This window comes from Aeromonas diversa CDC 2478-85, assembly GCF_000819805.1.
GTDB lineage: Bacteria > Pseudomonadota > Gammaproteobacteria > Enterobacterales > Aeromonadaceae > Aeromonas > Aeromonas diversa.
Genome location: NZ_CDCE01000016.1, coordinates 88,779 through 112,335 on the forward strand (window position 1 = coordinate 88,779; position 23,557 = coordinate 112,335).

Annotated in this window: 17 protein-coding genes; 6 read left to right on the forward strand and 11 right to left on the reverse strand. The window is 59.5% G+C overall.

All coding sequences use genetic code 11. The features are described from left to right. Positions 1-3: 3 nt before the first annotated feature. Both BN1121_RS03855 and dinG read right to left on the reverse strand, forming a co-directional pair. The gene (locus tag BN1121_RS03855) at positions 4-663 is read right to left on the reverse strand and encodes a YccT family protein (RefSeq protein WP_005358299.1); all 660 of its coding nucleotides are present in this window, start codon (positions 661-663) and stop codon (positions 4-6) included. A 109-nt stretch (positions 664-772) separates the two neighbouring features. Then, positions 773-2,845, reverse strand: a complete 2,073-nt coding sequence (gene dinG / locus BN1121_RS03860) for an ATP-dependent DNA helicase DinG (RefSeq protein ID WP_005358298.1) — start codon at positions 2,843-2,845, stop codon at positions 773-775. Between the two features lie 396 nt (positions 2,846-3,241). On the opposite strand from dinG, the gene BN1121_RS03865 reads away from it, so the two are divergent. Continuing rightward, entirely contained in the window at positions 3,242-4,273 is a 1,032-nt protein-coding gene (locus tag BN1121_RS03865; protein WP_005358297.1) for a porin, read from the forward strand. A 293-nt stretch (positions 4,274-4,566) separates the two neighbouring features. On the opposite strand, the gene BN1121_RS03870 is transcribed toward BN1121_RS03865, so the two are convergent. Further along, positions 4,567-6,081 carry an HD domain-containing phosphohydrolase gene (locus tag BN1121_RS03870; protein WP_005358290.1) on the reverse strand — a complete coding sequence of 505 codons (1,515 nt, stop codon included), beginning with the start codon at positions 6,079-6,081 and terminating at the stop codon, positions 4,567-4,569. Positions 6,082-6,372: 291 nt separating this feature from the next. Here BN1121_RS03870 and BN1121_RS03875 point away from each other — a divergent pair, with 291 nt between their 5' ends. Beyond that, positions 6,373-8,040 carry a methyl-accepting chemotaxis protein gene (locus tag BN1121_RS03875; protein WP_005358287.1) on the forward strand — a complete coding sequence of 556 codons (1,668 nt, stop codon included), beginning with the start codon at positions 6,373-6,375 and terminating at the stop codon, positions 8,038-8,040. A 98-nt stretch (positions 8,041-8,138) separates the two neighbouring features. Beyond that, positions 8,139-9,365, forward strand: coding sequence for an ROK family protein (locus tag BN1121_RS03880; protein WP_043157980.1), 1,227 nt, complete (start codon positions 8,139-8,141; stop codon positions 9,363-9,365). On the opposite strand, the gene amrS is transcribed toward BN1121_RS03880, so the two are convergent. Continuing rightward, the gene (gene amrS / locus BN1121_RS03885) at positions 9,352-10,419 is read right to left on the reverse strand and encodes an AmmeMemoRadiSam system radical SAM enzyme (RefSeq protein WP_043597284.1); all 1,068 of its coding nucleotides are present in this window, start codon (positions 10,417-10,419) and stop codon (positions 9,352-9,354) included. The two genes, BN1121_RS03880 and amrS, sit on opposite strands and share 14 nt — an antisense overlap. Positions 10,420-10,472: 53 nt before the next feature. Between amrS and amrB the strand changes: the two genes are divergently transcribed. Together amrB and amrA are read left to right on the forward strand one after the other, a co-directional pair. Further along, positions 10,473-11,252: an AmmeMemoRadiSam system protein B gene (amrB, locus tag BN1121_RS03890; RefSeq protein ID WP_005358282.1), complete on the forward strand. Its 780-nt coding sequence runs from the start codon at positions 10,473-10,475 to the stop codon at positions 11,250-11,252. Next, positions 11,230-11,829: an AmmeMemoRadiSam system protein A gene (amrA, locus tag BN1121_RS03895; RefSeq protein ID WP_005361431.1), complete on the forward strand. Its 600-nt coding sequence runs from the start codon at positions 11,230-11,232 to the stop codon at positions 11,827-11,829. Before amrB ends, amrA begins: the two co-directional genes overlap by 23 nt. Before the next feature lie 46 nt (positions 11,830-11,875). Here the strand turns inward: amrA and pflB are convergent, their stop codons facing one another. The 4 genes from pflB to sugE form a co-directional block, all read right to left on the reverse strand. Next, positions 11,876-14,158 (reverse strand): formate C-acetyltransferase, encoded by a 2,283-nt coding sequence (gene pflB, locus BN1121_RS03900; protein ID WP_005361433.1) that lies wholly within the window; start codon positions 14,156-14,158, stop codon positions 11,876-11,878. 42 nt (positions 14,159-14,200) lie between these two features. Beyond that, positions 14,201-15,049 (reverse strand): formate transporter FocA, encoded by an 849-nt coding sequence (gene focA / locus BN1121_RS03905; protein ID WP_005361436.1) that lies wholly within the window; start codon positions 15,047-15,049, stop codon positions 14,201-14,203. Between the two features lie 365 nt (positions 15,050-15,414). Then, positions 15,415-17,175, reverse strand: a complete 1,761-nt coding sequence (ycaO, locus tag BN1121_RS03910; RefSeq protein WP_005361439.1) for a 30S ribosomal protein S12 methylthiotransferase accessory factor YcaO — start codon at positions 17,173-17,175, stop codon at positions 15,415-15,417. Positions 17,176-17,302: 127 nt separating this feature from the next. After that, positions 17,303-17,620, reverse strand: a complete 318-nt coding sequence (gene sugE / locus BN1121_RS03915; protein ID WP_043158179.1) for a quaternary ammonium compound efflux SMR transporter SugE — start codon at positions 17,618-17,620, stop codon at positions 17,303-17,305. A 312-nt stretch (positions 17,621-17,932) separates the two neighbouring features. Here sugE and asd point away from each other — a divergent pair, with 312 nt between their 5' ends. Further along, complete coding sequence (asd, locus tag BN1121_RS03920; protein WP_005361446.1) at positions 17,933-19,048, forward strand: aspartate-semialdehyde dehydrogenase; 1,116 nt, start codon at positions 17,933-17,935, stop codon at positions 19,046-19,048. Between the two features lie 87 nt (positions 19,049-19,135). On the opposite strand, the gene BN1121_RS03925 is transcribed toward asd, so the two are convergent. The 3 genes from BN1121_RS03925 to BN1121_RS03935 all read right to left on the reverse strand — a co-directional run bounded on the left by BN1121_RS03925 (position 19,136) and on the right by BN1121_RS03935 (position 23,537). Further along, entirely contained in the window at positions 19,136-19,729 is a 594-nt protein-coding gene (locus BN1121_RS03925) for an acetate uptake transporter (RefSeq protein WP_005361448.1), read from the reverse strand. A 183-nt stretch (positions 19,730-19,912) separates the two neighbouring features. Beyond that, entirely contained in the window at positions 19,913-22,747 is a 2,835-nt protein-coding gene (locus BN1121_RS03930) for a DUF748 domain-containing protein (RefSeq protein ID WP_005361451.1), read from the reverse strand. A 28-nt stretch (positions 22,748-22,775) separates the two neighbouring features. Next, complete coding sequence (locus BN1121_RS03935) at positions 22,776-23,537, reverse strand: substrate-binding periplasmic protein (protein WP_005361454.1); 762 nt, start codon at positions 23,535-23,537, stop codon at positions 22,776-22,778. Between the last annotated feature and the right edge of the window lie 20 nt (positions 23,538-23,557).

Below are 23,557 nucleotides of genomic sequence, written 5' to 3' on the forward strand. Positions count from 1 at the left end.
CGATCACTGCTGCTGGATAACCCAGATCTGGAATGCCTTGCGTGTTTCGGCATCGGCCTTGTTATACCAGCTCTGCAACTGGGTCAGGGCTTCCGGGTTGGCCATGGCCTTGGTGGGCGCGGTTTGCAGCGGCTCGCTGTTGGCGGCCATCACGGCGGCCGTGGACACCGCGACGGTTTTGGGCTGATTGAAGGCCTTGCCCATGGCGACCAGCTCTTGCTGATAGTCGCGGGTCAGTTGGAAGCCCTCTTGCTTGGGCATCACGAAGCGCTCGCTTTCAATACGCTGCCCGGTCACCTTATCCTTGAGCTGCACATCTTGCAGTTTCACGAACTCGCGAGCTTCGCCCTCGTTACGGGGCTTCTTGTAGTCCAGTACGATCTGTTGACCATCTTTTGATTCGAAGCTGAACACCAAGGGCTCGGCCGTGACGAAACGAGTGTCGGTGCGGTTGGAGTAGTTACCCTCGAAGGAGACCACCAGCTGGTGCTTGCCATCTTGCAGTTGCTGGTTTTTGCCATGTTCAAGCAGCTTGGCGCTGACGCTCTTGCCATCGATCAGTTCTACTACATAGGGCGCCTGGATATCCAGTTGAGCCGCGGCCAAGGCCATGTTGCCCCAAGCCAGAGCCGCTACGGTTGGCAGCAAAACGGTCAGTTTCATTCTATCTCCTTGAACCTTCAAAGGGTACAAACCTATAAACCAAGGGGCATTCTTGCAGGTTTGCCGCTATGCGGCAAGCCTGCCCAGAGCGGGCCTTGCTGCTGGTGCCTTACTCAATATGGCGCTTGAAGGGGGGGAGCGCATCGAGCAGCCCCTTGCCGTATCGTTTGGTCACCAGACGCCGATCCAATATGGTGACCCGCCCGGTATCGGCCTCTTTACGGATGAGGCGCCCGCAGGCCTGGATCAGCTTTCGTGAGGCCTCCGGCACCGTGACCTGCAAGAAGGGGTTACCGCCGCGCTTCTCGATCCACTCGGCGGTGGCTTCCTCAACCGGCGAGTTAGGCACGGCGAAGGGAAGTTTGGTGATGATGAGATTGGTGAGGTAGTGACCCGGCAGATCCAGCCCTTCCGAGAAGCTGCCGGTGCCCAGCAGTATGCTGGGGGTGCCTGCGTCGCAGCGCTGTCGGTGCAGGGTGAGCAGAGCATTGCGCGACGCTTCGCCTTGCACCAGCAGCGTTAGGCCCTGATCGCGCAGTCCCTCGGCCACCTCTTTCATCTGCCGGTAAGAGGAAAAGAGCAGCAGGCTGGCCTTCTGCCCCTTAAGCAGCTCGGGTAGGCGCTCGATCAGTTCGCCGGTAAAGCCGGGATCGCTCGGCTCGCAGCGCATCTTGGGAATAAGAAGCTGCGCCTTGTCATAATCAAAGGGAGAGCGCAGGCGCAAGTAACGGGTGCCATCATGGTGTTTAAGCCCCGCCTGATGACGGAAATAATCGAAACTCGAGAGGGCAGTGAGGGTCGCCGAGACCAGAACGGCCCCCAAGCATTTGGACCAGAGCCACTCTTCAAGCAGATAACCGACCTCGATGGGAGAGGCGTGAACCATCACCTCGCCGGCATCACTTTGGTATAACCAGCGCGCCAGCGGTGTCTTGCCGGGTGAGACCTCCCGGCTCATCAACTCCCACAGCTGGTTGAAATGCTCAAGACGCTGCAAGAAGAAGCCCGCCTCGGCCAGCAGGGGCTCAGCCTCTTTGCGCTGTATCTCCCCCTCACGCAGGGCCTCGGTGAGCGCCCCCTGTAGCCGATCCAGAGCACGCAGCGCCTGCTTGCTACCTTCTCGCAGATTGATGGCGAGCAGTGGAAGGGGCTCTGGCAGCTCGCCATCCACGAAACGATGATGCGATTCGGTGCCAAAGAGCTCGGGGTGCTGTTTCACCCACTGCTCTACGGCCTTGAGATCGGGCAAGAGTGAGGCGAGGGCATCCTGTAATTTCAGCTGGGGATCGAGCAGGCTCTCTTTATTGAGTCGTCGGCCTATCTTGCCGGCACTCTGGGCGAGCTTTTCCAGAGTCTTGCGTGTGCCACTCAGGTGGACGGCGGCCGCGCCGTGATCCCGGGCAACGTTGGGTAAATGATGAGCTTCATCAAGCACATAGAAGCACTCATCGGGGGGCGGCAATATGATGCCGCCGCCCATGGTGAGATCCGACAGGAGCAGCGCATGGTTGACCACCAGCACATCACACTCATCCATCTTGTCTCTGGCGCGGTGGAAGGGGCACTGCTGATGGTGGCTCAGGGCCTTGTTACAGGTGTGGCGATCGGCGGCGATCCGCTCCCATGCCGTGTCGGGAATAGGCTCGGGCCAATTATCCCGGTCGCCATCCCATTTGCCATCCGTGTAGCGATCCCACAGTCGTTTATAGAGCTGCTTGTCCTCTTCACTGGGACGAATGCTTGAGAGCTGCTCGAAGGCGAACTCCAGGTTGGACTCCTCTGTCCCCATGGCCCCCTGCTCGAGCAGATGCTCGCAGCAGTAGCGTTGGCGCCCCTTGACCAGCATAAAGCGAAACGGCACTGCGCAGTGTTGCAAGAAAAAGGGGAGATCCTTGTGGATCAGCTGCTCCTGCAGCGCCACAGTGGCGGTGGAGATGATGAGCTTCTTCTGTAGCAGGCGCGCCAGCGGGATGGCCCCCTGGGCATAGGAGAGGGACTTGCCGATCCCGGTGCCTGCTTCGGCCACCAGAATGCGGCGTGACTTGTCGTACTCCCCGCTCAGGGTTTTAGCAATTTCGGCCACCAGGAAATTTTGCTCGCGCCGGGGGACAAAACCCGGCAAGGCGTCGGCCAGCTGCCGGTAAGTGGTGCGGATGGCCTCTTTGAGACGGGGTGAGAGCATGGGACAAAATGCCGATTCTGTAACTGGGTGACACAGAATAGCGAAAGAGGGCACCTGAGCGCGAGTAGGTAGTGCCGAGAAAGGGCCGCGGGCTCCGCAGACCCCTCCCAATACATTGCGCTGCGGTAGTGCCGAACGGGGCAATAGTGTGTGCTCAGAGGGTGGCATGGCCAGCAAAAATGGCTAAAAAACGTTTGCCAATGGTTGTCCAAAGGATAATGGGATCCTGGTCACGTTTTGATATTGCAGACCATCGAGCCGGTAAAAAGTTCCCGGTTTTTTTATTGCGGATTACTAACCCCGGTGCTAGTCTCGGCTGCATAGTGACGCAGAGAACGTCGCTAACACAGGGAATAACAAAGACTTAGTGTTTAATTACAGTAGGCATTGGAAACTATGAAAAAGACAATTCTGGCAATCGCCATCCCGGCTCTGTTCGCCTCCGCTGCTAACGCCACCGTCGTTTATGACAAAGACGGTACTACCTTCGACATCTATGGCCGTGTTCAGGCTAACTACTACGGTGAGCACGACAACACTGATGCCGAGCTGAAGGGTACCTCCCGTCTGGGTTGGTCCGGTAAAGTTCAGCTGGACAGCATCTGGTCCGCCTTTGCCAAGACTGAGTGGCAAATCGAGGCTGAAAATTCTCGTGAAAAGACCAAGAAGAACAATCTGGACCCGCGCCACATCTACGTAGGTTTCGATGGTTCCCAGTACGGTAAGATCCTGTTCGGTCAGACCGATACCGCCTTCTACACCAACGTCGTAGAAAGAACCGATATCTTCAACGAATGGGGCTCCGAGGCTAACTTCTACGGTAGCCGTCAGGAAGGTCAGGTCATCTATATGGGCAAGTGGGGCGGTTTCTTCGCTAACGCCTCCTACCAGACCAACGATGAGAATGCATCACTGACCTTTGGCTCTGACAATAACGGCACCAAGTACGAGCTGGTTAACAGTAAGCTGGAGCACGGTTATGCCGCAGGTCTGGGCTATGACTTCGACTTCGGTCTGGGTCTGGCTGCCGCTTATGCCAAGAACGACTATCAGTCCAAAGGCACCAGCGTAACTGCTGACAAAGAAGACTGGGCACTGGTCGCTTCTTACACCATCGGTGGCTTCTACTTCGCCGGCCTCTACAACGAGAGCCAAATCTCCAGCGGCAGCCAAGAAGTTGACTTCAACGGCTACGAACTGGCTGCTTCCTACAACGTAGACGCCTGGACCTTCCTGACCGGCTACAACAAGTCCGAGATCGACGACGTCCAGAACTCTTTCGTTGCTAAGGGTGATCTCGCTGACTACACCTACCTGGGTGTTCAGTACTCCTTCACTCCGAAGCTGAAGGCCTACACCGAGTACAAGATCAACGGTATCGACAACATGGACGACGAGTGGACTGTCGCCATGCAGTACAACTTCTAAACGAAGCTGTCTGACGATAGTGAAACCGGGGCCTGGCCCCGGTTTTCTTTTTTTTCGCCTTTCCCATTTCAGCCAGTGTCTTCGCGGGGAGGAGGTCGGTCTGCGCTGCGCCCAGTGATTTGGTTCGTATCTGCCCACAAGGGGCCAAGCGGCCGGCTGAAAAGAGGAAAAGTTGTCCATACCCTGCCGGAACAGAGTAGAGGGCGGTTTGCTCATTGGCTGCAATGAGCCAGCTAAATGGGGGGCTCGTCTCTGGTTGAGAGTCTGCTCGTCATGCCGAGCAGACGGGGGGATTATTCACCCATATAGGTGTCGCGATATTGGTCTCGAATGGCCAGGAATTGATCCATGTTGCCCAACATCAGGTCCACCAGCTGCGGGTCGAAGTGTTTTCCTCGCTCTTCGGCGATCAGGGTGAGCACCTTGTCCAGTGGCCACGCCTTCTTGTAGCAGCGATCCGAGCCCAGGGCATCAAACACATCGGCCAACGCGACGATGCGCCCCTCAAGGGGGATCTGCTCAGCTTGCAGCCCTTTGGGGTAACCCGAACCGTCCCACTTCTCATGATGGCTACCCGCTATGGTGGCGCCAATCTGAAAGAGCTCGAGCTGGCTGCCTGAGAGCATGTCTTGCCCCAGCTGGGCGTGGGTTTTCATGATCTCCCACTCTTCCGGTGTCAGCTTGCCGGGTTTGTGGAGGATCGAATCTGGGATCCCGACCTTGCCGATATCGTGCAGCGGGGAGGCGCGTTTGAACATCTCACAGCGTTCCTCTTCCATACCGAGCAGATGGCAGAAGAGCTCGGTGTAGAGAGCCACCCGTTTTACGTGCAGTCCTGACTCTTTTGAACGAGTCTCAACCAGCTCGCCGATCCGATAGATGATCTCGCGTTGGTTATCGGCAATCACTTCATTGAGACGGATATTTTCCAGGGCGACGATGATGCTCTCGGTAAAGAGGCTGAGCAGATTGGTATCGACCTCGCTCAGATGCTGGCTACCTTCGATGTGAAACAACAGATGATGACGGCTGTTTTTGCAATAAAGCACCAGCTCCTCTTTCTCGTAGACATTGCTTTGGCTACGCATCGCCTGCTGCACGATCGGTGGAGCCTGCTCTATCTGCAGTGACAACAAGGTTGGCTCAAGAGATTGCAGCACCTCGTTGTCATGCACCTCGTAGGCGTGCTGCTTGGCGTCATAGAGGGCGGAGTCTTCCAGATTGAGCAGGGCCGTCAACTGCTCTCGTGCGCCATCGATGAAGTTGCGCAGGGCCCGTTTTTCGAAGATGCCACGGGATGCTTCAATCACTTTCTGCAAGCCACGACGGTTACGATCCAGAGTGCGGATATCCCGATAGGAGCGCAGGCTGGCGCGTAGCAGGGTACGCAGTTTTTGTGAGGTGAGTTCGGTCTTGTCTTTGTAGTCGTTGATATCGAAATTGGCGACCACATCGTCTTCCGGGGCCTGGCCTGGCTGACCGGTGCGCAGCACGATACGAATCATGCCGTTTTGAATCTCTTCTCGCACGTAGCGCACCACATCGAGACCGGCATTATCGGTTTCCATGACCACATCAAGCAGCAGCAGGGCAATATCGTCCTGCTGCGCCAACATCGACTTCGCCTCCTTGGCGCTGTAGGCGTGAAGTAGCTCCAGCCCTTTTCCATCGAACTCAAACTGCGAAAGGGTGATGCGAGTGACACGGTGAACCTCGGGCTCATCGTCTACTACCATCACCTTCCAGCGCCGTTTGTGCTCCGTCACCGGAGAAGCGTCATCTTCGATAATCAGGATATCGTCATCCATAGGCTTATCCAGCGTGATCCCTTGCCTATCCCATTTTCCCAATCTTAGGAAACTTATCAGAAAATAAAAATGGTCGGCGTGCAGCAAGAACGTAAAACGGGAGCAAGAGCAACTTGTAGCGGAAGGAGTGTGCATATCATGACCAATTATAAGGGCTAAGGAGCGCATCGGGTGACAGCGTATGGCTCTCAGCGGGGCTGATTGGCAGCGATGAGGCCGGGGAGACTATGCTCAGTGATAAACCTTAGGGTGATATGTCGCTGTGGAAAAGGAACAACAAGGAAGGCTGTAATGACACTCAAACAGAAGATCCTGCTGCTCGGCGCGCTGCCGGTGCTGCTCATGGCGGCAGCGATAAATATTAGCAACTACGTGATAGCGAAAAGCGATCTCGAGAGCGAGTTATCCCGCAATCGTGAGCAGGCCATCAAGGAGCGTAAGGCCCTGCTGGGCAGCTACATCATGTTGGCTCAGACCTCGATCGCCAAGACACTGGCCGAGCCCGATACCCCCGAAAGCCGGGAGAAAGTGAAAGAGATCCTGCGTGCCCTGCGTTACAGCAGTGACGGCTACTTTTTCATGTTTGACTTCGCCGGGGTGCAAGTCATGCATGCAGCCTCACCGGCTCTGGAGGGAAAGAACCGTTGGCAGGACAAGGATGCTCAGGGGAAGCTGCTTATTCAGGAGATCGTCAAGTCGGCGCGCATGGGTGATGGTTTCACCGAGTATTGGACCAACAAACCCTCGATTGGCCGTGATGCCCCCAAGCTCTCCTACAACGTGGTTATCGACAAATATCAGTGGGTGTTGGGGACCGGGTTTTACATCGACGACATCGACAATGAGCTGGCGGCGTTGCGGGCTCAGCGCGAAGAGGCGCTCTATGGGTCGATGGGTAGCAATGTCCTGCTGACGCTGCTGGTGTTGGCGGTCACACTGGCGACGACCCTGATGATCGGTAACCGAGTTGCCAAGCCGCTAGCCGATGCGGTCAGCGCCCTCAACGACATTGCCGCCGGGGAGGGGGATCTGACCCAGCGGCTCAAGGTGCAAAGCAATGATGAGGTCGGTCAGTTGGCCAGTGCCTTCAACCGGTTTGTGGAGCGGATACAGAATGTGGTGAGCCAGGTAGGGCGAACCAGCAATGAGCTCTTCGTGGCGGTGGAGCGATTGCGCGATCTCAGTGAACGCAGCGATCATCAGATGCAGGGCCATAGTCGCGAGACGGATCAGGTGGTCACCGCCGTGACCGAGATGAGCTCTACGGCTCAAGAGGTTGCCTCCAGTGCCTCCAATGCGGCGTCGGCAACCTCTGAGGCGGCAAGGGAATCTGATGAGGCGCGCAGTGTGGTCGATACGGCCATCTCCAGTATCAACCGCTTGGTCAGTGAGGTGCACTCTGCCTCCTCAGTCATTGAGCAGTTGGCCCATGAGACCGGCAAGATTGAGTCCGTGGTGGAGGTGATCCGCGGGATTGCCGAACAGACCAATCTGTTGGCGCTTAACGCCGCCATCGAGGCGGCGCGTGCGGGTGAACAGGGCCGAGGTTTTGCCGTCGTTGCCGATGAGGTGCGCTCGCTCGCCGGGCGCACCCAGCAGAGCACCAAAGAGATTAATGAGATGCTGCAGCGGCTGCAAAGTGGAGTGCGCCAGGCGGTGGAGGTTATGGGCGCCAGTGAATCCCGCAGCCAGGAGACAGTGGAAGAAGCGGCTCGGATCGCCGCCTCTCTCGATACCATGGTCAGCGCAGTATCGACCATCAACGACATGAACTTGCAGATAGCGGCGGCGGCTGAGGAGCAAAATGCCGTCTCAGAAGAGATAAACCGTAACCTGGTCGCCATACAGCAGATTGTCGGTGAGCTGACCGAGGTCGCACGCGATACCCACAGAACGACCCAGGATCTTGCGCATAATGGGGACGAGCTCAAGAGCCTTGTCGGCCAATTTCGCTACTGATCAGAGAGGCAACCGGTCCTTTGGCCGGTTGCCTGTTGGGGAACACGGCATAATGTGGGACAATTTGCTCCCACATCCTACTCATCTCTCCTCGGCCCATGAATGACTTGGTCAAAGGCAGCATCGATCTTATCCGCCAGCTCAACTATGGTCTGGTCTATGCCAGCCTGGAAGAGCACACAGAGCTGTCGCGCACCGATCTCTCCAGGTTGACGGGGCTTTCGCCTGCCAGCATCACCAAGATTACTCGCGAGCTACTCGATAACGAGCTGGTTGTTCCGTGTGGGGAGACCAGTGTCGGTCGGGGGCGTCGTCAGACCCTGCTGCGGATCAACGAACGCCGCTACCAGTTTCTCTCCATGCGTCTTGGCCGTGGCTACGTCGACATGGCCTTGTTTGATCTCTCCGGTCGCTCCTTGTCTCGGCATCGTCACCAGTTCAGTCAGAGCGAGCGGGAGGATCTTTTGGCGAGCCTCATTGCCGCCATTCGCCGTTTCCTGCCCGCCAAGGGGCTGCGTCTGGCGTGTGTCGCACTCTGCCTACCCGGGCAGGTGGAGCGCCATTCTGGCATGGTGCGTCACTTCCCCTATTACGATCTCCGCCACTGGCCGCTGGGCCCCACGCTGGAGGAAGCGTTTGGTGTGCCTGTGCTGGTCAGCGCCGATGTGCGTACCTGGATCCAGGCCGAGCGCGAGTGGGGGGCGGCCAAGGATTGTGCCGATGCGGTGCTGGTGTTTGTTCACAACGATATCGGGGTGGGCATGGTGGTCAATGGGCAGTTGATCGAGAGTGAAAATGCCATGCTCGGTGACCTCAGCCATCTGCAACTCGAGCCTTACGGACAGCGTTGCTACTGCGGCGGCTTCGGCTGCGCCTGTACTCTGGTCACCAATCAGGCTCTGGAGTCACAATACCGGGAGTTACGTGCCCGAATGGGGGACGCCGATTCACCCGCTCAGGTGACCATACGCGAGCTGTGCGAGCTCGCCCTCGATGGCAACAGCCTGTGCCAGCAGATCTTGCAGCAGGCCGCCAGCCGCTTGGCCAAAGTGCTCGCCAATCTCATCTGTCTGCTCAATCCCGGAAAGCTGCTACTCGGCGGCGAGTTGGCTCGAGCCGACCGACTGCTCTTCCCCATGCTGCACCAGTCCTTGGCCAGCCAGTTACCGGGGGATTATCTGGTGCGTCTGCAGATCGAGTCGACCCGTTTCTACGAAGACCCCACCAAGCCAACCTCGATACAGGTGCACAAGGCCTTGCGTGACGGCAGCCTGTTACTGGGGTTATTGCGTGGACATGACGAAGAGAGCATTACTCGAGGCTAACTCTGGCTCGCCGGGGCCCCCACTCCCCGGGGGGCTCCTCAACGTGTCCACTCAGGGCCTGTTGGCAGTGTATACAGCGGCCATCGACCAGATCCCACTGACCTAGCCGATATCGGTTGCGCTCGATGAGTCGGGCGCCGCACCCGCTGCAGTAAGTGCTCTCAGAGACAGAGCTTGGCATATTCCCCGTGTAGACATGGTGCAGGCCACTTGCCAGTGCAATCTCCCGTGCCCGGAGCAGGGTATCCAGTGGGGTGGCCGGTAGGTCGGTGAGATGGAAATCGGGATGAAACGCGGTGAAGTGTAGCGGAATGTGGGGGCCTAGCTCGCGAGCCACCCACTGGCTCAGCGCCATGAGGGTGGATTCATCATCATTATGACCCGGGATAAGCAGGGTGGTGATCTCGAGCCAGCATCGAGTCTGGTGACAAATCAGCTTCAGGCACTCCAGCACGGGTGACAAGGCTCCACCGCAGAGACTGTGATAAAACCCATCACTGAACCCCTTCAAGTCGATGTTGGCGGCATCCATGGCACCGAAGAGTGCCAGGGCCGGCGCCGGGTTCACATAGCCTGCGCTGACGGCGACGGCTTTGATCCCTCTCTCATGGCAGGCCTGCGCAACGGCCAGGGTGAATTCGAGGGAGATCACGGGGTCGTTATAGGTGAAGGCAACACTGCGGCAGCCATGGTTCAGGGCGAGTTCGGCAATCTGCTCCGGGGTGGCCCGCTCGCTGAGCAACTCTTCTTCCCGTGACTTACTGATGTTCCAGTTTTGGCAGTAGCGACAGGTGAGGTTGCAGCCCAGGGTGCCGAAGGAGAGAGTGGCGCTGCCCGGCAGAAAGTGGAACAGGGGTTTCTTCTCGATGGGGTCGATGCAAAATCCGCTGGTCTCCCCCCAGTGAGTCAGCACGATTTCACCTTCCCTGGCTTGACGCATATAGCAAACCCCGCGTTTCCCATCGCGCAACTGGCAGAATCGGGGGCAGAGGGTGCATTCGACCCGTCCGTCGTCCAATAGTCTCCAGTAGTGGGTGGGGTGAATATCCATCATGTACTCCTCGTCTCTCCTATTATTTTAGTGGGCCCAGCACGAGGAGCACGGCCATGAGCCAGATCCGGGCACCGGCAGTGGCCGGTTATTTTTATCCGGCCGAGAAGCAAGCGCTGCATTCTTGGCTCTGCACCCATCTCGACCCCTTACCCTTCTCGCATGTCTCCCCTCAGGCCCTGCTACTGCCCCATGCCGGTTACCCATATAGCGGAGCCCTGGCCGCGCAGGGGGTGGCGACATTGGCGCGACAAGGGATTACTCGGGTGGTGATCCTCGCCCCGGCGCACAGGGTGCCGCTGCGAGGCGTGGCGCTGCCTGATCGTGAATGTCAGGGCTTTCAAACTCCCCTAGGCGTCGTTCCACTGGCGATGGAGGCGCTGACGGCCCTCGCCAGGCACGAAGGGTTTATCTGGTCCGAAGAGGCACACCGGCAGGAGCACGCCATTGAGGTACTGCTGCCTCTGCTACAGCATCGATTGGTGCAGTTTGCACTGGTTCCCCTGGTGGTGGGCGATTGCGATGCCGCCTGGCTTGCGGCTCATCTTGCGTCTCTGCTCGATGAATCGACGCTACTCATCAGCAGCAGCGATCTCAGTCATTTTATGACTCAGGCCCAAGCCAGAGCCCTCGATGACAAGACACTGGCACAGGTGCTCTCCCTGATGCCAGGGGTCGGGCCGCGCCAGGCGTGTGGCTGCTTTGGCCTCAACGCCTTGCTGTTGCTGGCCAAAGCGCGTGGCTGGCGGGCGATGCTGCTCGGCCAGCGTGACTCGGGACAGGTAACGGGTGAGAGTGAGCGAGTGGTGGGTTATGGCTGCGTCGGATTCTATTGAGTTACCGGAACTGAGTCCGGAAGCCGAGCGGGCGCTGCTGAGGATTGCCCGTCTGAGCATCGCCAGCCGTTGGCAGGCGTCAGCCAGTGAGGCGCTCAGCCAGGCGATCAGCGCCATGCCACTGGCCGGTAACGAGCTTGCCTGCTTTGTCACCCTGCATAAGGCGGGGCGACTGCGCGGCTGCATCGGTTGTCTGACACCCCAGGGGCCCCTGTGCGAGGCATTGCCACGTTTTGCCCGTCTGGCCGCCTTCGACGATCCCCGCTTCTCCCCTCTGGCAGAGAGCGAGCTATCCATCCTGAGTGTGAGTATCTCTCTGCTTGGGCCTCTGGTACCCCTGGAGGTGACCGGACGCGCCGAGCTGTTGGCGACCCTGAGGCCGGGCCTGGATGGACTCTGGCTGACGGGGGGAGGGCGTAAGGCGACCTTTTTGCCCGCCGTCTGGCGTGAGCTGCCGGAGCCTGAGGTGTTCCTGGATAACTTGCTTCACAAGGGGGGCTGGCCGGCGGGGGGCTGGCCGGCGCAGATGTCGGTCTGGCGTTACCGTGTGCGGGAGTTCGGTGAGCTAGGGGGATAAAAAAAACCGGCGCACGAGGCGCCGGTTTTATCACTGAACTCATGAATTACATGGTGGCAGTGAAAGTACGGGTGATGACGTCCTGCTGCTGCTCCTTGGTCAGGGAGTTGAAGCGAACGGCGTAGCCGGAGACACGGATGGTCAGCTGCGGATACTTCTCGGGGTTTTCCATGGCGTCGAGCAGCATCTCGCGGTTCATCACGTTGACGTTCAGGTGTTGACCACCCTCTACGCTCTCTTCGTGGTGGAAGTAACCGTCCATCAGACCGGCCAGGTTGGCCTTCTGGGAGTCGATATCCTTGCCCAGTGCGTTCGGCACGATGGAGAAGGTGTAGGAGATACCATCCTTCGCGTAGGCAAACGGCAGCTTGGCGACGGAAGTCAGAGAGGCAACCGCACCCTTCTGGTCACGACCGTGCATCGGGTTGGCACCCGGGCCGAACGGTGCACCGGAGCGGCGGCCATCCGGGGTGTTACCGGTCTTCTTGCCATACACCACGTTGGAGGTGATGGTCAGCACGGACTGGGTAGCCACGGCACCACGGTAGGTCTTGAGCTGCTGAATTTTCTTCATGAAGCGCTCAACCAGGTCGCAGGCGATGGCATCGACGCGCTCGTCGTTGTTACCGAACTGCGGGTACTCACCTTCGATTTCGAAGTCGATGGAGATACCGTCTTCGTCACGCACCGGCTTGACCTTGGCGTACTTGATGGCAGACAGGGAGTCGGCGGCCACGGAGAGGCCGGCGATACCGCACGCCATGGTACGGTACACGTCACGATCGTGCAGCGCCATCAGGGAGGCTTCATAGCTGTACTTGTCGTGCATGTAGTGGATGATGTTCAAGGCAGCAACGTACTGCTTGGCCAGCCAGTCCATGAAGTGGTCCAGCTTGTCCATCACTTCGTCGTAGTCCAGGTACTCGGAGGTGATCGGTGCTGTCTTCGGACCGATCTGCATCTTGAGCTTCTCGTCCACGCCGCCGTTGATGGCGTACAGCATGGTCTTGGCCAGGTTGGCACGAGCGCCGAAGAACTGCATCATCTTGCCGACGATCATCGGGGACACACAGCAGGCGATGGCGTAGTCATCGTTGTTGAAGTCCGGACGCATCAGGTCGTCGTTCTCGTACTGGACGGAAGAGGTTTCGATGGAAACCTTGGCGCAGTACTTCTTGAACGCGGTCGGCAGCTTCTCGGACCACAGGATGGTCAGGTTCGGCTCCGGGGACGGACCCATGGTGTACAGGGTGTTCAGCATACGGAAGCTGTTCTTGGTGACCAGGGTACGGCCATCAACGCCCATACCGGCCAGGGTCTCGGTGGCCCACATCGGGTCGCCGGAGAACAGTGAATCGTATTCCGGGGTACGCAGGAAGCGAACCATACGCAGCTTCATGACCATGTGGTCCATCAGCTCCTGGGCTTCTTGCTCGGTGATCAGACCTTTCTGCAGGTCACGCTCGATGTAGATGTCCAGGAAGCTGGAGGTGCGGCCGAAGGACATGGCGGCACCGTTCTGGGACTTGACTGCCGCCAGATAGGCGAAGTAGGTCCACTGCACGGCTTCGCGGGCGTTGGTGGCCGGCACGGAGATGTCGCAGCCATACTTGGCGGCCATTTCCTTCATCTGACCCAGAGCACGATACTGATCAGAGATCTCTTCGCGCAGACGAATGGTAGCTTCCAGGTTGACGCCGTTTTCCAGATCGTCCTGCAGGGACTTGAACTGGGCCAGCTTGTCCTTCATCAGGAAGTCGATACCGTACAGGGCAACACGACGGTAGTCACCGATGATACGGCCACGGCCGTAGGCATCCGGCAGACCGGTGATGACGCCAGACTTACGGCAGTTCAGGATGTCTTTGGTGTAAACGTCAAACACGCCCTGGTTGTGGGTCTTGCGGTACTCGGTGAAGATCTTCTCGACCATGGGGTCCAGCTGACGACCGTAGACTTCGCAAGAGGTCTTGACCATCTTGATACCGCCGTTGGCGATGATGGCGCGCTTGAGCGGCTTGTCAGTCTGCAGGCCAACGATCTTCTCGAGGCTTTGCTCAATGTAACCGGCATCGTGAGCGGTAATGGTAGAGGGCAGGTCAGTATCGAAATCAACCGGCGCGTGAGTGCGGTTTTCGATCTTGATCCCTTCCATGACCTTGTCCCACAGCTTGGTGGTCGCTTCGGTCGCGCCAGCCAGGAAGGACTCGTCACCTTCATACGGGGTGTAGTTCTTCTGGATGAAGTCACGGGTGTTGACAGCGGTCTGCCATTCACCGGCGGCGAAGCCTTCCCATGCCTTTTGGAACTGTTCGTTAAGTTCTGCCATTTTCATTACCTCTCACGGTATTGATGTAGTCCGCAATCATCCTTAATGATGACGACGGAAGATAAACCAGTAAGTCAGACCAACCATGACGCCACCACCAATGATGTTACCTATGGTGACCGGGATCAGGTTGTTGAAGACAAAGTTGGATACGGTCAGGTCGGCAAACTTGGCCGGATCCACGGCGATTGCCTGCCAGAATTCGGGGCCTGCGATGGCGTGGATGACGATGCCGACCGGGATCATGAACATGTTGGCGATGCTGTGCTCAAAGCCGGAGGCGACGAACATGGCAACGGGCAGCAGCATGACGATGACCTTGTCGGTGGCGCTACGGGCACCGAAGGCCATCCACACGGCGAGGCACACCATCAGGTTACAGAGAATGCCCAGCGCGACCGCTTCGATGAAAGTATGGTGGATCTTGTGCTGGGCCACCTTCATGGCATTGAGGCCCCATTGGCCATCGGCTGCCATGTATTGGGAAGAGAGGGCGATCAGCGCCACCATGATGAGGCCGCCGACCAGGTTACCGAAGTAGACGATACCCCAGTTACGCAGCAGTTGGCCCCAGGTGATGCGGTTGGCCGCCTTGGCGACCAGGGTCAGGGTGGTGGAGGTGAACAACTCACCACCGAGCAGCACGCAGAGGATGAGGCCGAGGGAGAAGCACAGACCTCCCACCAGCTTGGTCATGCCCCAAGCAACGGAGCCTGCACCCGTGGTGACAGTGATATAGAAGATGAAGGCAATCGCGATAAAGGCGCCGGCCGTGATGGCCAGGGGAAAAGCCTTGTACGCAGGTTTGGTCGCTTTTCCATAGGTGATGTCTTCTGCCAGTGCGGCGATGGCTTCAGGCTTGAGACTATCGAAGGGGGATTCGGCTTTCAATTCAGTGTCACCCGAGAGTTGATGTCTGGTGAAATCATAGCAAAGGCCCCTGGCGTCAAAGTTGACCATGATCAATTTTCGCAAATCATTAATGTAATTTTACTACACAATTGAGCCTCTAATGAGGCCTTTCTGCGATGTTGAGTTGCTGATGAAACTAGTGGGTGGTTTTTCATAACCTCATGATTGGTAAGCTTTAAATTGGTAAGTGCTAATTATCGCTAAAAAAAAGTCGTGATACTTCAACAGGTTGCCATGTGCTGGTGGCTTAGCTCATAAGAGGTAATTATTGTTCTTTACCATCATTTTGTGATGGCGGACACAGAGTCAAGAATGAGAGAGGGGGCTGATGCCCCCTCTCACTATCATTGCCAGCTGAAGGCGCGCTTGGCGCGTTGCAGCTTCTCGTAGGCAGCCAGCAGCTTCTGGTGCAGAGGGAATTGAACCAGCGACTCGTCGCCGCTCTCGAGACCGTGGAAGCGCGCTTCACCGTTGGCGTGGCGCCATGCCTCCTGGAAGGCGGCTTCGCCGTACATGCGAGCGAAGACGGCAGAGTACTGCTCTGGCTCGCGCTCATCGTCGAGCAGCAGCTCTACCGAGCTCTTGAGGGCACGGTAGTAGTTGGCTCGCTCGGCAGTGAAGACCGACTGGTTGAACTCCATGGTCCAGTCGATCCACTCCAGCGCCGTTTCCAGTTCGCCGGCGGCCAGGGCCAGCATGGCCTTGAGCTCGCCCACCCGCAGGGTGTGCAGGGCGGTGCCCTTGGCGGCGGCGATGCCGAGCAGCTCGCGTACCCGGGTGCGCTCGTCGTGCCCTTCCTCTTCCAGCTGATCGTAGAGGGCCATGTACTGCTCGGCGTCCCACTCCAGAGACGGCAGGGCCAGGATCACCTCACGCAGGTGGGCGCCCATGTTGTTGTTGGCCAGCAGCAGATCCTCGGCCGGATAGATATCAGACATACCCGGCACCAGGATGCGACAGGCATAGACACCGAGGTGCTCGTAGTCGGCGATGTAAACCGGCTGCTCGAGCTCGTGGAAGATGCCGATCAGGTGGTCGAACTCCTCCTGGGTGGAGCCGGCGAAGTTCCAGTCGGCGAACTCGAAGTCGGCGTCTTTCTTGAACAGATCCCAGCTGATGAGGCCCGAGGAGTCGATGAAGTGGGTCTCCAGGTTGTGATGATCCGCCACCTCGTCGTTATCGAAGGCCGGCGGCATGAAGACGTCGAGATCCTTGAGGCCACGGCCCTGCAGCAGCTCGGTCACGGTGCGCTCGAAGGCCACCTCGAAGCGCGGATGGGCGCCGAAGGAGGCAAAGCAGGTGCCGTTCTTGGGGTTGAGCAGCACCACGCAGATGACCGGGTAGCGGCCACCGAGGGAGGCGTCATAGCTCAAGATCGGGAAGCCTTCGGCCTCCAGGGCATCGATGGCAGCCTTGATGCCCGGGTAGCGGGCGATCACCTCGCTCGGGATCTCCGGCAGGCTGATGGCCTCGGCGATGATCTTGTTTTTGACGTGGCGCTCGAATACCTCGGAGAGTCCCTGGGTGCGGGCCTCGGTCTTGGTGTTACCGGCGCTCATGCCGTTGGAGACGTAGAGGTTGCCGATGATGTTCATCGGGATATAAACGGTCTGGTGATCCGACTGGCGCTCGAAGGGCAAGGCGACGATGCCGCGCGCTTCGTTGTTGGACTGCAGATCCACCAGCATGTCGGCGGTCACTTCCCCTTCCGGGTTGTAGAACTTGCGGGTGAAGTCGTCGAGCAGACCCGCCGGCAGCTTGTCGCCCTCGATGGGGAACCACTTCTCGTTCGGGTAGTGGACGAAGTCGCCATTGGCAACCTCTTCACCCAGGTAGAAGTCGGCGAAGAAGTAGTTGGTGGAGAGTCGCTCGAAGTACTCGCCCAGTGCCGAGGCCAGGGCCGCCTTCTTGCTGGCGCCCTTGCCGTTGGTAAAGCACAGGGGGCACTCCTTGTCGCGAATGTGTACCGACCAGACGTTGGGAACGGGGTTGAGCCAGGAGGCCTCTTCGATGTCGAAACCCAGGGCCTGCAACTTGGTCTGGAAGCGCTCGATGGAGTCTTCCAGTGCCGCGTCCTTGCCGGGAATAAAGGTGTGGTCAGTCATCATTGTTGTTCCTGATTGGCTCATGTTTGGCCGCAGATAATAGCAGGAGCGAGCGGTGTTGGCAGGCCATTGCATAAGGAATTTGGTGCCCCGGTCGACGCGGCCGCCAGCCAGGATTGGCATAGAGTTATCCGGTGATGAATTTAAGCCCCAAGATGCCGACAACGATGAGCCCGACACAGACCAGCCGCGCCCCGTTGGCCGGCTCGTTAAAGAGCAGGATCCCGAGCAGCACTGTGCCGACAGCCCCGATGCCGGTCCACACCGCGTAGGCGGTGCCAAGGGGGAGATGGCGCACCGCCTGGGCGAGCAGCGCTATGCTCGCCCCCATGGCAGCCAGGGTCAGCAGGGTAGGAAGGGGGCGGGTAAACCCTTGCGTATATTTAAGGCCTATGGCCCAGGCGACCTCGAACAGGCCGGCGAGCAGCAGTATTATCCAAGGTATGAGAGTGTCATCGCCAAGGCCGGGTCGTCCCGGCGAAAGGAGAGCCGCCAGGGTCGTCCCCGGCGGGGCTGCATGCTGCCGCGAGGCCCCATTGTAGCCAAGCGCCACTCAGGGAGCCACTTTTTGCCCGGATCCCTGTCTGTTGCAGCGAGCGGTGACGATTATTGCAGAAATCGACTTGCGCGGCGGCCCACAATCCGTAATGTGGAGTGACGCATTTTTCGCAGCGCAGTTTTTGTTACCGCTCTGTTGCCAAAGGGGCTCAGGGCGTTTTTACAGAGCATTTCTCAGCTATCCAGGGTAGGAAATATCATGAAAAAAGTCGGTTTGGTCGGTTGGCGCGGTATGGTGGGCTCGGTGTTGATGAGCCGCATGCAGGAAGAGAAGGACTTCGCCCGCATCCAGCCCACCTTCTTCACCACCTCGCAAGCCGGCGAGGCCGCCCCCAACTTCGGCATCGATGCCGGCACCCTGCAGGATGCCTTCGACATCGATGCGCTCGCCAGTCAGGAGATCATCATCACCTGTCAGGGCGGCGACTACACCAAGGACGTCTACCCGCGCCTGCTGGCCACCGGTTGGCAAGGCTACTGGATTGATGCCGCCTCGGCCCTGCGCATGGAAAAAGACGCGGTCATCATCCTGGATCCGGTCAACGGCGACGTCATCGAACGCGCCCTGGACGAGGGCGTCAAGGCCTTTGTCGGCGGCAACTGTACCGTCAGCCTGATGCTGCTGGCCCTGGGTGGCCTGTTCAAGGCCGATCTGGTGGAGTGGGTGAGCGTGGCCACCTATCAGGCGGCCTCGGGCGGCGGCGCCCGTCACATGCGCGAGCTGGTTACCCAGATGGGGCTTCTGCGCGATGAAGTGGCGGTGGAGCTGGCCGATCCGGCTTCCGCCATCCTCGACATCGAGCGCAAGATCACCGAGAAGACCCGCTCCGGCACCCTGCCGGTCGATAACTTCGGTGTGCCCCTGGCCGGTAGCCTGATCCCCTGGATTGACACCGCCCTGCCCAACGGCCAGAGCCGTGAAGAGTGGAAGGGCCAGGCCGAGACCAACAAGATCCTCGGCATCGACGGCGCCCCGGTTCCGGTTGACGGTCTGTGCGTGCGCGTCGGCGCCCTGCGCTGCCACAGCCAGGCCTTCACCATCAAGCTGAAAAAGGATCTGCCGCTGGTCGAGATCGAGGCCCTGCTGGCCGCTCACAACGACTGGGTCAAGGTGATCCCGAACGAGCGCGACATCTCGGCCCGTGAACTGACCCCGGCCGCCGTCACCGGCACCCTGGCCATCCCGGTCGGCCGCCTGCGCAAGCTCAACATGGGGCCTGAGTACCTCTCCGCCTTCACCGTGGGCGATCAGCTGCTGTGGGGCGCCGCCGAGCCCCTGCGCCGCATGCTCAACATCCTTCTCGATCGCGGTTAAGTGAAACGGCCCTCCCCGATGGGGGAGGGCCATAGGCAACAAAAAGGGCTCCCAATGGGAGCCCTTTTTCATCTCGACGCTGTGTTATCAAGCTGCGGCTTTCAGCTCGGCAACCGGCTTGGCTTTCTCGCCAATCGGCAGCACGACGCGGCCAAACTGCTCGTTCAGCACGGTAGCCATGGCCAGATAGATGGCGCTGGCACCGCAGATGATCCCTTCGAAACCGGCGATGGTGCCGATCAGGGTGCTGCCGGTGAAGTCACGGGCGGCCAGCAGGAAGAAGAGTACGGTCAGGGAGGCGAAGACGAACTGTTTCACCTTGGGGAAGTTGACGGTGCCGCACAGCATGAAGAGGGTGAAGACGCCCCACATCAGCAGGTACCAGCCCATGTAGGCGTGGGGAGTGGCTTCGGCCAGACCCATGGTCGGCATGACGATCAGGGCAACCAGGGTCAGCCAGAACAGACCGTAGGAGGTGAACGCGGTCACACCGAAGGTGTTACCACGCTTGTACTCCATGATGCCGGCGATGATCTGGGCGACGCCGCCGTAGAAGAGCCCCATGGCCAGGATCATGGCGCTGATCGGGAAAAAGCCTGCGTTGTGGATGTTGAGCAGGATGGTGGTCATGCCGAAGCCCATCAGACCGAGGGGAGCCGGGTTGGCCAATTTTTCACTCACGGGAGCATCTCCAAAGGTGGGGGATTGATTAAAAAGTCGCGGGATTCTAGTCATGGCCTCGCGGCGAGACAAGGGGGAAAGCTCGGCTTTGATGAAAAAAAACAACAATATTGCAGAGGGAAAACGAATTGTTCTCCCCCTGTGTGCACACTGTTGCGCGTTTGATGTGAAAAGAGAGGGGTTTTAGTTGGACTCGGTCGAGAAGAAGACCCGGGGAGCCCCCTGCTCGCCCCCGATCTGGCTGTCGAGAACGAAGACCCGATCCGGCGGAATGTCGTAATCATCCACAAACATCGTCTTGATGGTCTGGGCGCGGCGCGTGGCCAGGCGGCGCAGGCTCTTGTCGCTCACCGCCTGTTGCGTCGCCAGAGTCTCGATCCCCCACCGCCAGGCGCCATTGCTGCCCGGAACCAGCTGGTGAGTCAGCGCCTGTGCGCCGAGCGGATCATTAAAGGTGCTTTCGAAAAGAGACTCCAGCGCCTCTTGCAGCTCGGGATCCTGACCTATCTCGCTCAAGGAGACGCTGCGCTCGAGCTCCTTGCCGAGCTGGTTCTCCAGCTGTTGGCGCTGCAGCGCCAACAGATCGCCTTTCCTGTCCACCTCACCGCGCAGGTTGATCCCGAGCTGGGGGCGCTGCCGCAGGGCACCGGCCAGGCTGGCGATACGCTCACGCTGGGCCGGCGCCAACTCGCTCTCCCCCGGGGTAAAGCGCACTTCCTCCAGAGACTCGCTGCTCCCCGCGAGGGAGGCGAGTAGGGAGAAGGGGGAGGTGACTGCCTTGCTCAGGGTGTTGCCGAGCACGTTCCACAGCAGGCTGCCTATCTTGAAGTCGGGTTGATTGAGGTCCCCCTTGACCTTGAGATCCAGATTAATGACTCCACTGGCATCCGAGAGCAGGGCGATGGCGAGCTTGAGGGGGATATCCATGGCCTGCGGGCTCTCCACCTTCTCACCGAGCTTGAGCTTGGTGATGCGGATGTCGTTGCTCCCCTCGAGCCGGCTCCCTTGCAGCTGATACTTGAGGGTCATCGAGACCTGGCCGCGATCGATGGCGTAGCCGGCATAAGTGGCGCTGTAGGGAGTAAAGGTGGTGAGCTCCAGGCTTTTGAAGCTGGCGACCAGATCCAGCACCGGCTCGTCGGCAAGCAGGTTGGCACTCCCCTCGATAGAGACGGGGGCTGTGCTGTCCACCTTGCCCTGCAGGCTGATCCGTGAGCGGCTGCCCGCTATGTTGCTGACGTTGCGGGTCACGCCGTTCAGGGCGGCGATATCGACCACAAAGTCGCGGCTCAGGCGGCGATCGGCGAAGCGCAGGTTGCCCTGTCGGGTCACCACCTCATCGATATGCAGGCGCGGGGTAGGGCCGGCATCCTCCCGGGTGTCGACGCCGGGGAGCAGCAGGGAGGCCAGGTTGGTGTTGCCCTCCTTGTCTATCTCGAGGCGGCTGAAGGGCTGCTCCAACATGACCCGACCTATTTCGCTTTTCATGCCGAGCAGATCTACCCGTATCGGTCCGGCCCGCAGCGACTGCCAGGCGAGCAGTCGCTGGTTGTCGCGCTTGTCCACCACCTTCACATCGTCGATGGCAAGCTCTCCTTCGAGGGAGGCCTGGCGCCAGCGCCCCGTGTTGTCTTGCTCCAGGTTCAGCCGCTGACGGGTGTTGAGTATCCCCGACTCGACGCGCAGCCTCAGATAGTTTTGTAGATAGGCCTGGGCCCAGCCGAGGGGGACTGCATCGAGCCCTATCGCGCCGCTCAGGCTGAGGGGCGAGAGCGTCAGCGAGCCCTCGAAGGATCCCTTGGCCTGGTTGTCGACGAGGGTCGAGAGGGCAAGCTGGCTCTGCTTGTCGAGTCGCTCCGAGAGGGGGCCCAGCGTCACATTCAAGGCCGAGATGGCGCGTTGCCTCGCCTTGCCCGAGCTCGACTCCCGCAGATCTACGCTGCCCTCTTTTATCTGAAGCCGCTCCAGCTGCCAGCGCCAGGGAGAGGGAGGCGTTTTGTCGCTTGTCTCTGCGGGGGGAAGCAGAGCCTGCAGGTCGGGTTGATAACGCTCATCGAGCGACACGGCCAGATGGGGGCGCTGCCAGCTGGCTCTTTTGATGCTGAGCCGCTGCTGCTGGCCATCGATCTTGATCCCCTCCAACGCGAGGGCGGCGAAGTCTAGCCACTGGTCGGGTCGCCCGGGCACGGGCTGGCTGCGTGCCAACCGGACCTTACCCAGCTGCACCTTGCCTCCCTCCAGCTTCCAGCCCACCTCGTTTACTTGCCAGCGGGCGGCGGCACTGAGCGAGCCCTGGGTGATCTTTGCCTTGAACCAAGGCTGCCAGAGCGGGGTAAAGGGGGCGAGAGAGAGCCCCTCGAGCCGGCTGTCACCACTCACCTCCCAGGGGGAGAGGCGCAGCTGCCCCTGGCTGTGCAGCGCCGCCCCGTTGAGGCGCGCGCTCAGGGTATAAGGCAAGGGTGCGCCGGACGTCAGGCTAAAGCCCGGCAGGGTCAGGTCGAGGGCATCCAGTGTGAGCGACGGATCCTGACGCGTTTTGGGCAGGTTACGGCCATCGCGGTAGTGGATTGCGCCACGTTGCATACTCAGCAACCCGATTTCCAGCTCGGGCGAGGGCGCCGAAGGCGAGGCACTCGCGTCGCCGGTGAAGGGCGCCAGCGCCGTCATCAGATTGAGGCTGGCATCACCGGTGCGAACCAGATGGAGGTCAGCCCCCTCGAGACGGATTGCCGTGAAGATGAGCTTTCCCCCCCGCAGAGAGTCCCACCAGGCGGGCTCGATGCTGAGGTTGTCCCAGTCGAGCAGAGGCGCGCCCTCCCTGTCCTTGAGGGTCAGGGCTGGCAAACCGAGGGTGTGCACCCCGAACTCGGGGACTTGCCACTCCAGTTGCAGACCGGTGCGCTCGGCCAGCCAGGGGGGAAGATAACGATGCAGGAGCGCGGGCGTCTGCCAGATCAGCAAAATGAGCAGTGTGAGCGGGATGAGGGGCCAGAAGCGGCGAAGGGTTGAAAACGACATGGATTCACTCCGGCCTGAGAGGGGGCCATTATCGCATCGCCATGGCGTTGAGGCCATAGGCTTGCCAGAGCCTTGCCAGCTCTCCCTTTTGCTCCAGCTCGCTCAGGTAGCGCTGTAGCATGGGCAGGCTGAGTCGTGAGCTGGGATGGAGCAGGGCCCTGAGCTGGTACTTCTGATCCCAGCGTTGGGAAATGAGCAGGCGATCCTTGAGCTCGGGGTGATGGGCAAGATAGCGCAGCAGATAGGCCTGGGTGATGATCCCCACATCGCCTCTCTCCAGCAGCAGGGCCTTGATGATGCTGACGTTATCCTTGACCAGCAAGATATCGTAGCGCCGCTGCAAGATGACGGGATCCCCTTCGAAGTCGGCAAAGCCGTAGTGATATCCTTTGACGCCAATGAGGCGCAGCTTGTCGATCCTGTCGAACAGGCGCTGGTCCCGCGTTGAATTGCTCAGTGCAACGTAGCGCTCGCCGTCATAGAGAAAAGGCGGTGAAACCATGATCCGCTCGCTGCTCCACCCCCAGTTGATGTCTTCGAACAGCATCATGTCGAAGCGCCCAAGTTGCAGCGCCTCGTAGCGGTTGGCACTCGAGGTGGGAACAAAGATGAAACGAAAGTCAGACTGTCCGGCATTGAGGGCGGCGATAAGATCCAGGGTCAGCCCCTGCCAGCCGCCGTCGCTGCGCTTCTCGACGAAGGGGGCAAAGGGATAGCCGCCGACCTTGATCTCGACAGTGCCCCAGGAGAAGAAGGCGCAGAATAAGCCCAACCCGATCAGCCACCTCATCCTTCATCCCCCCGCCGGCA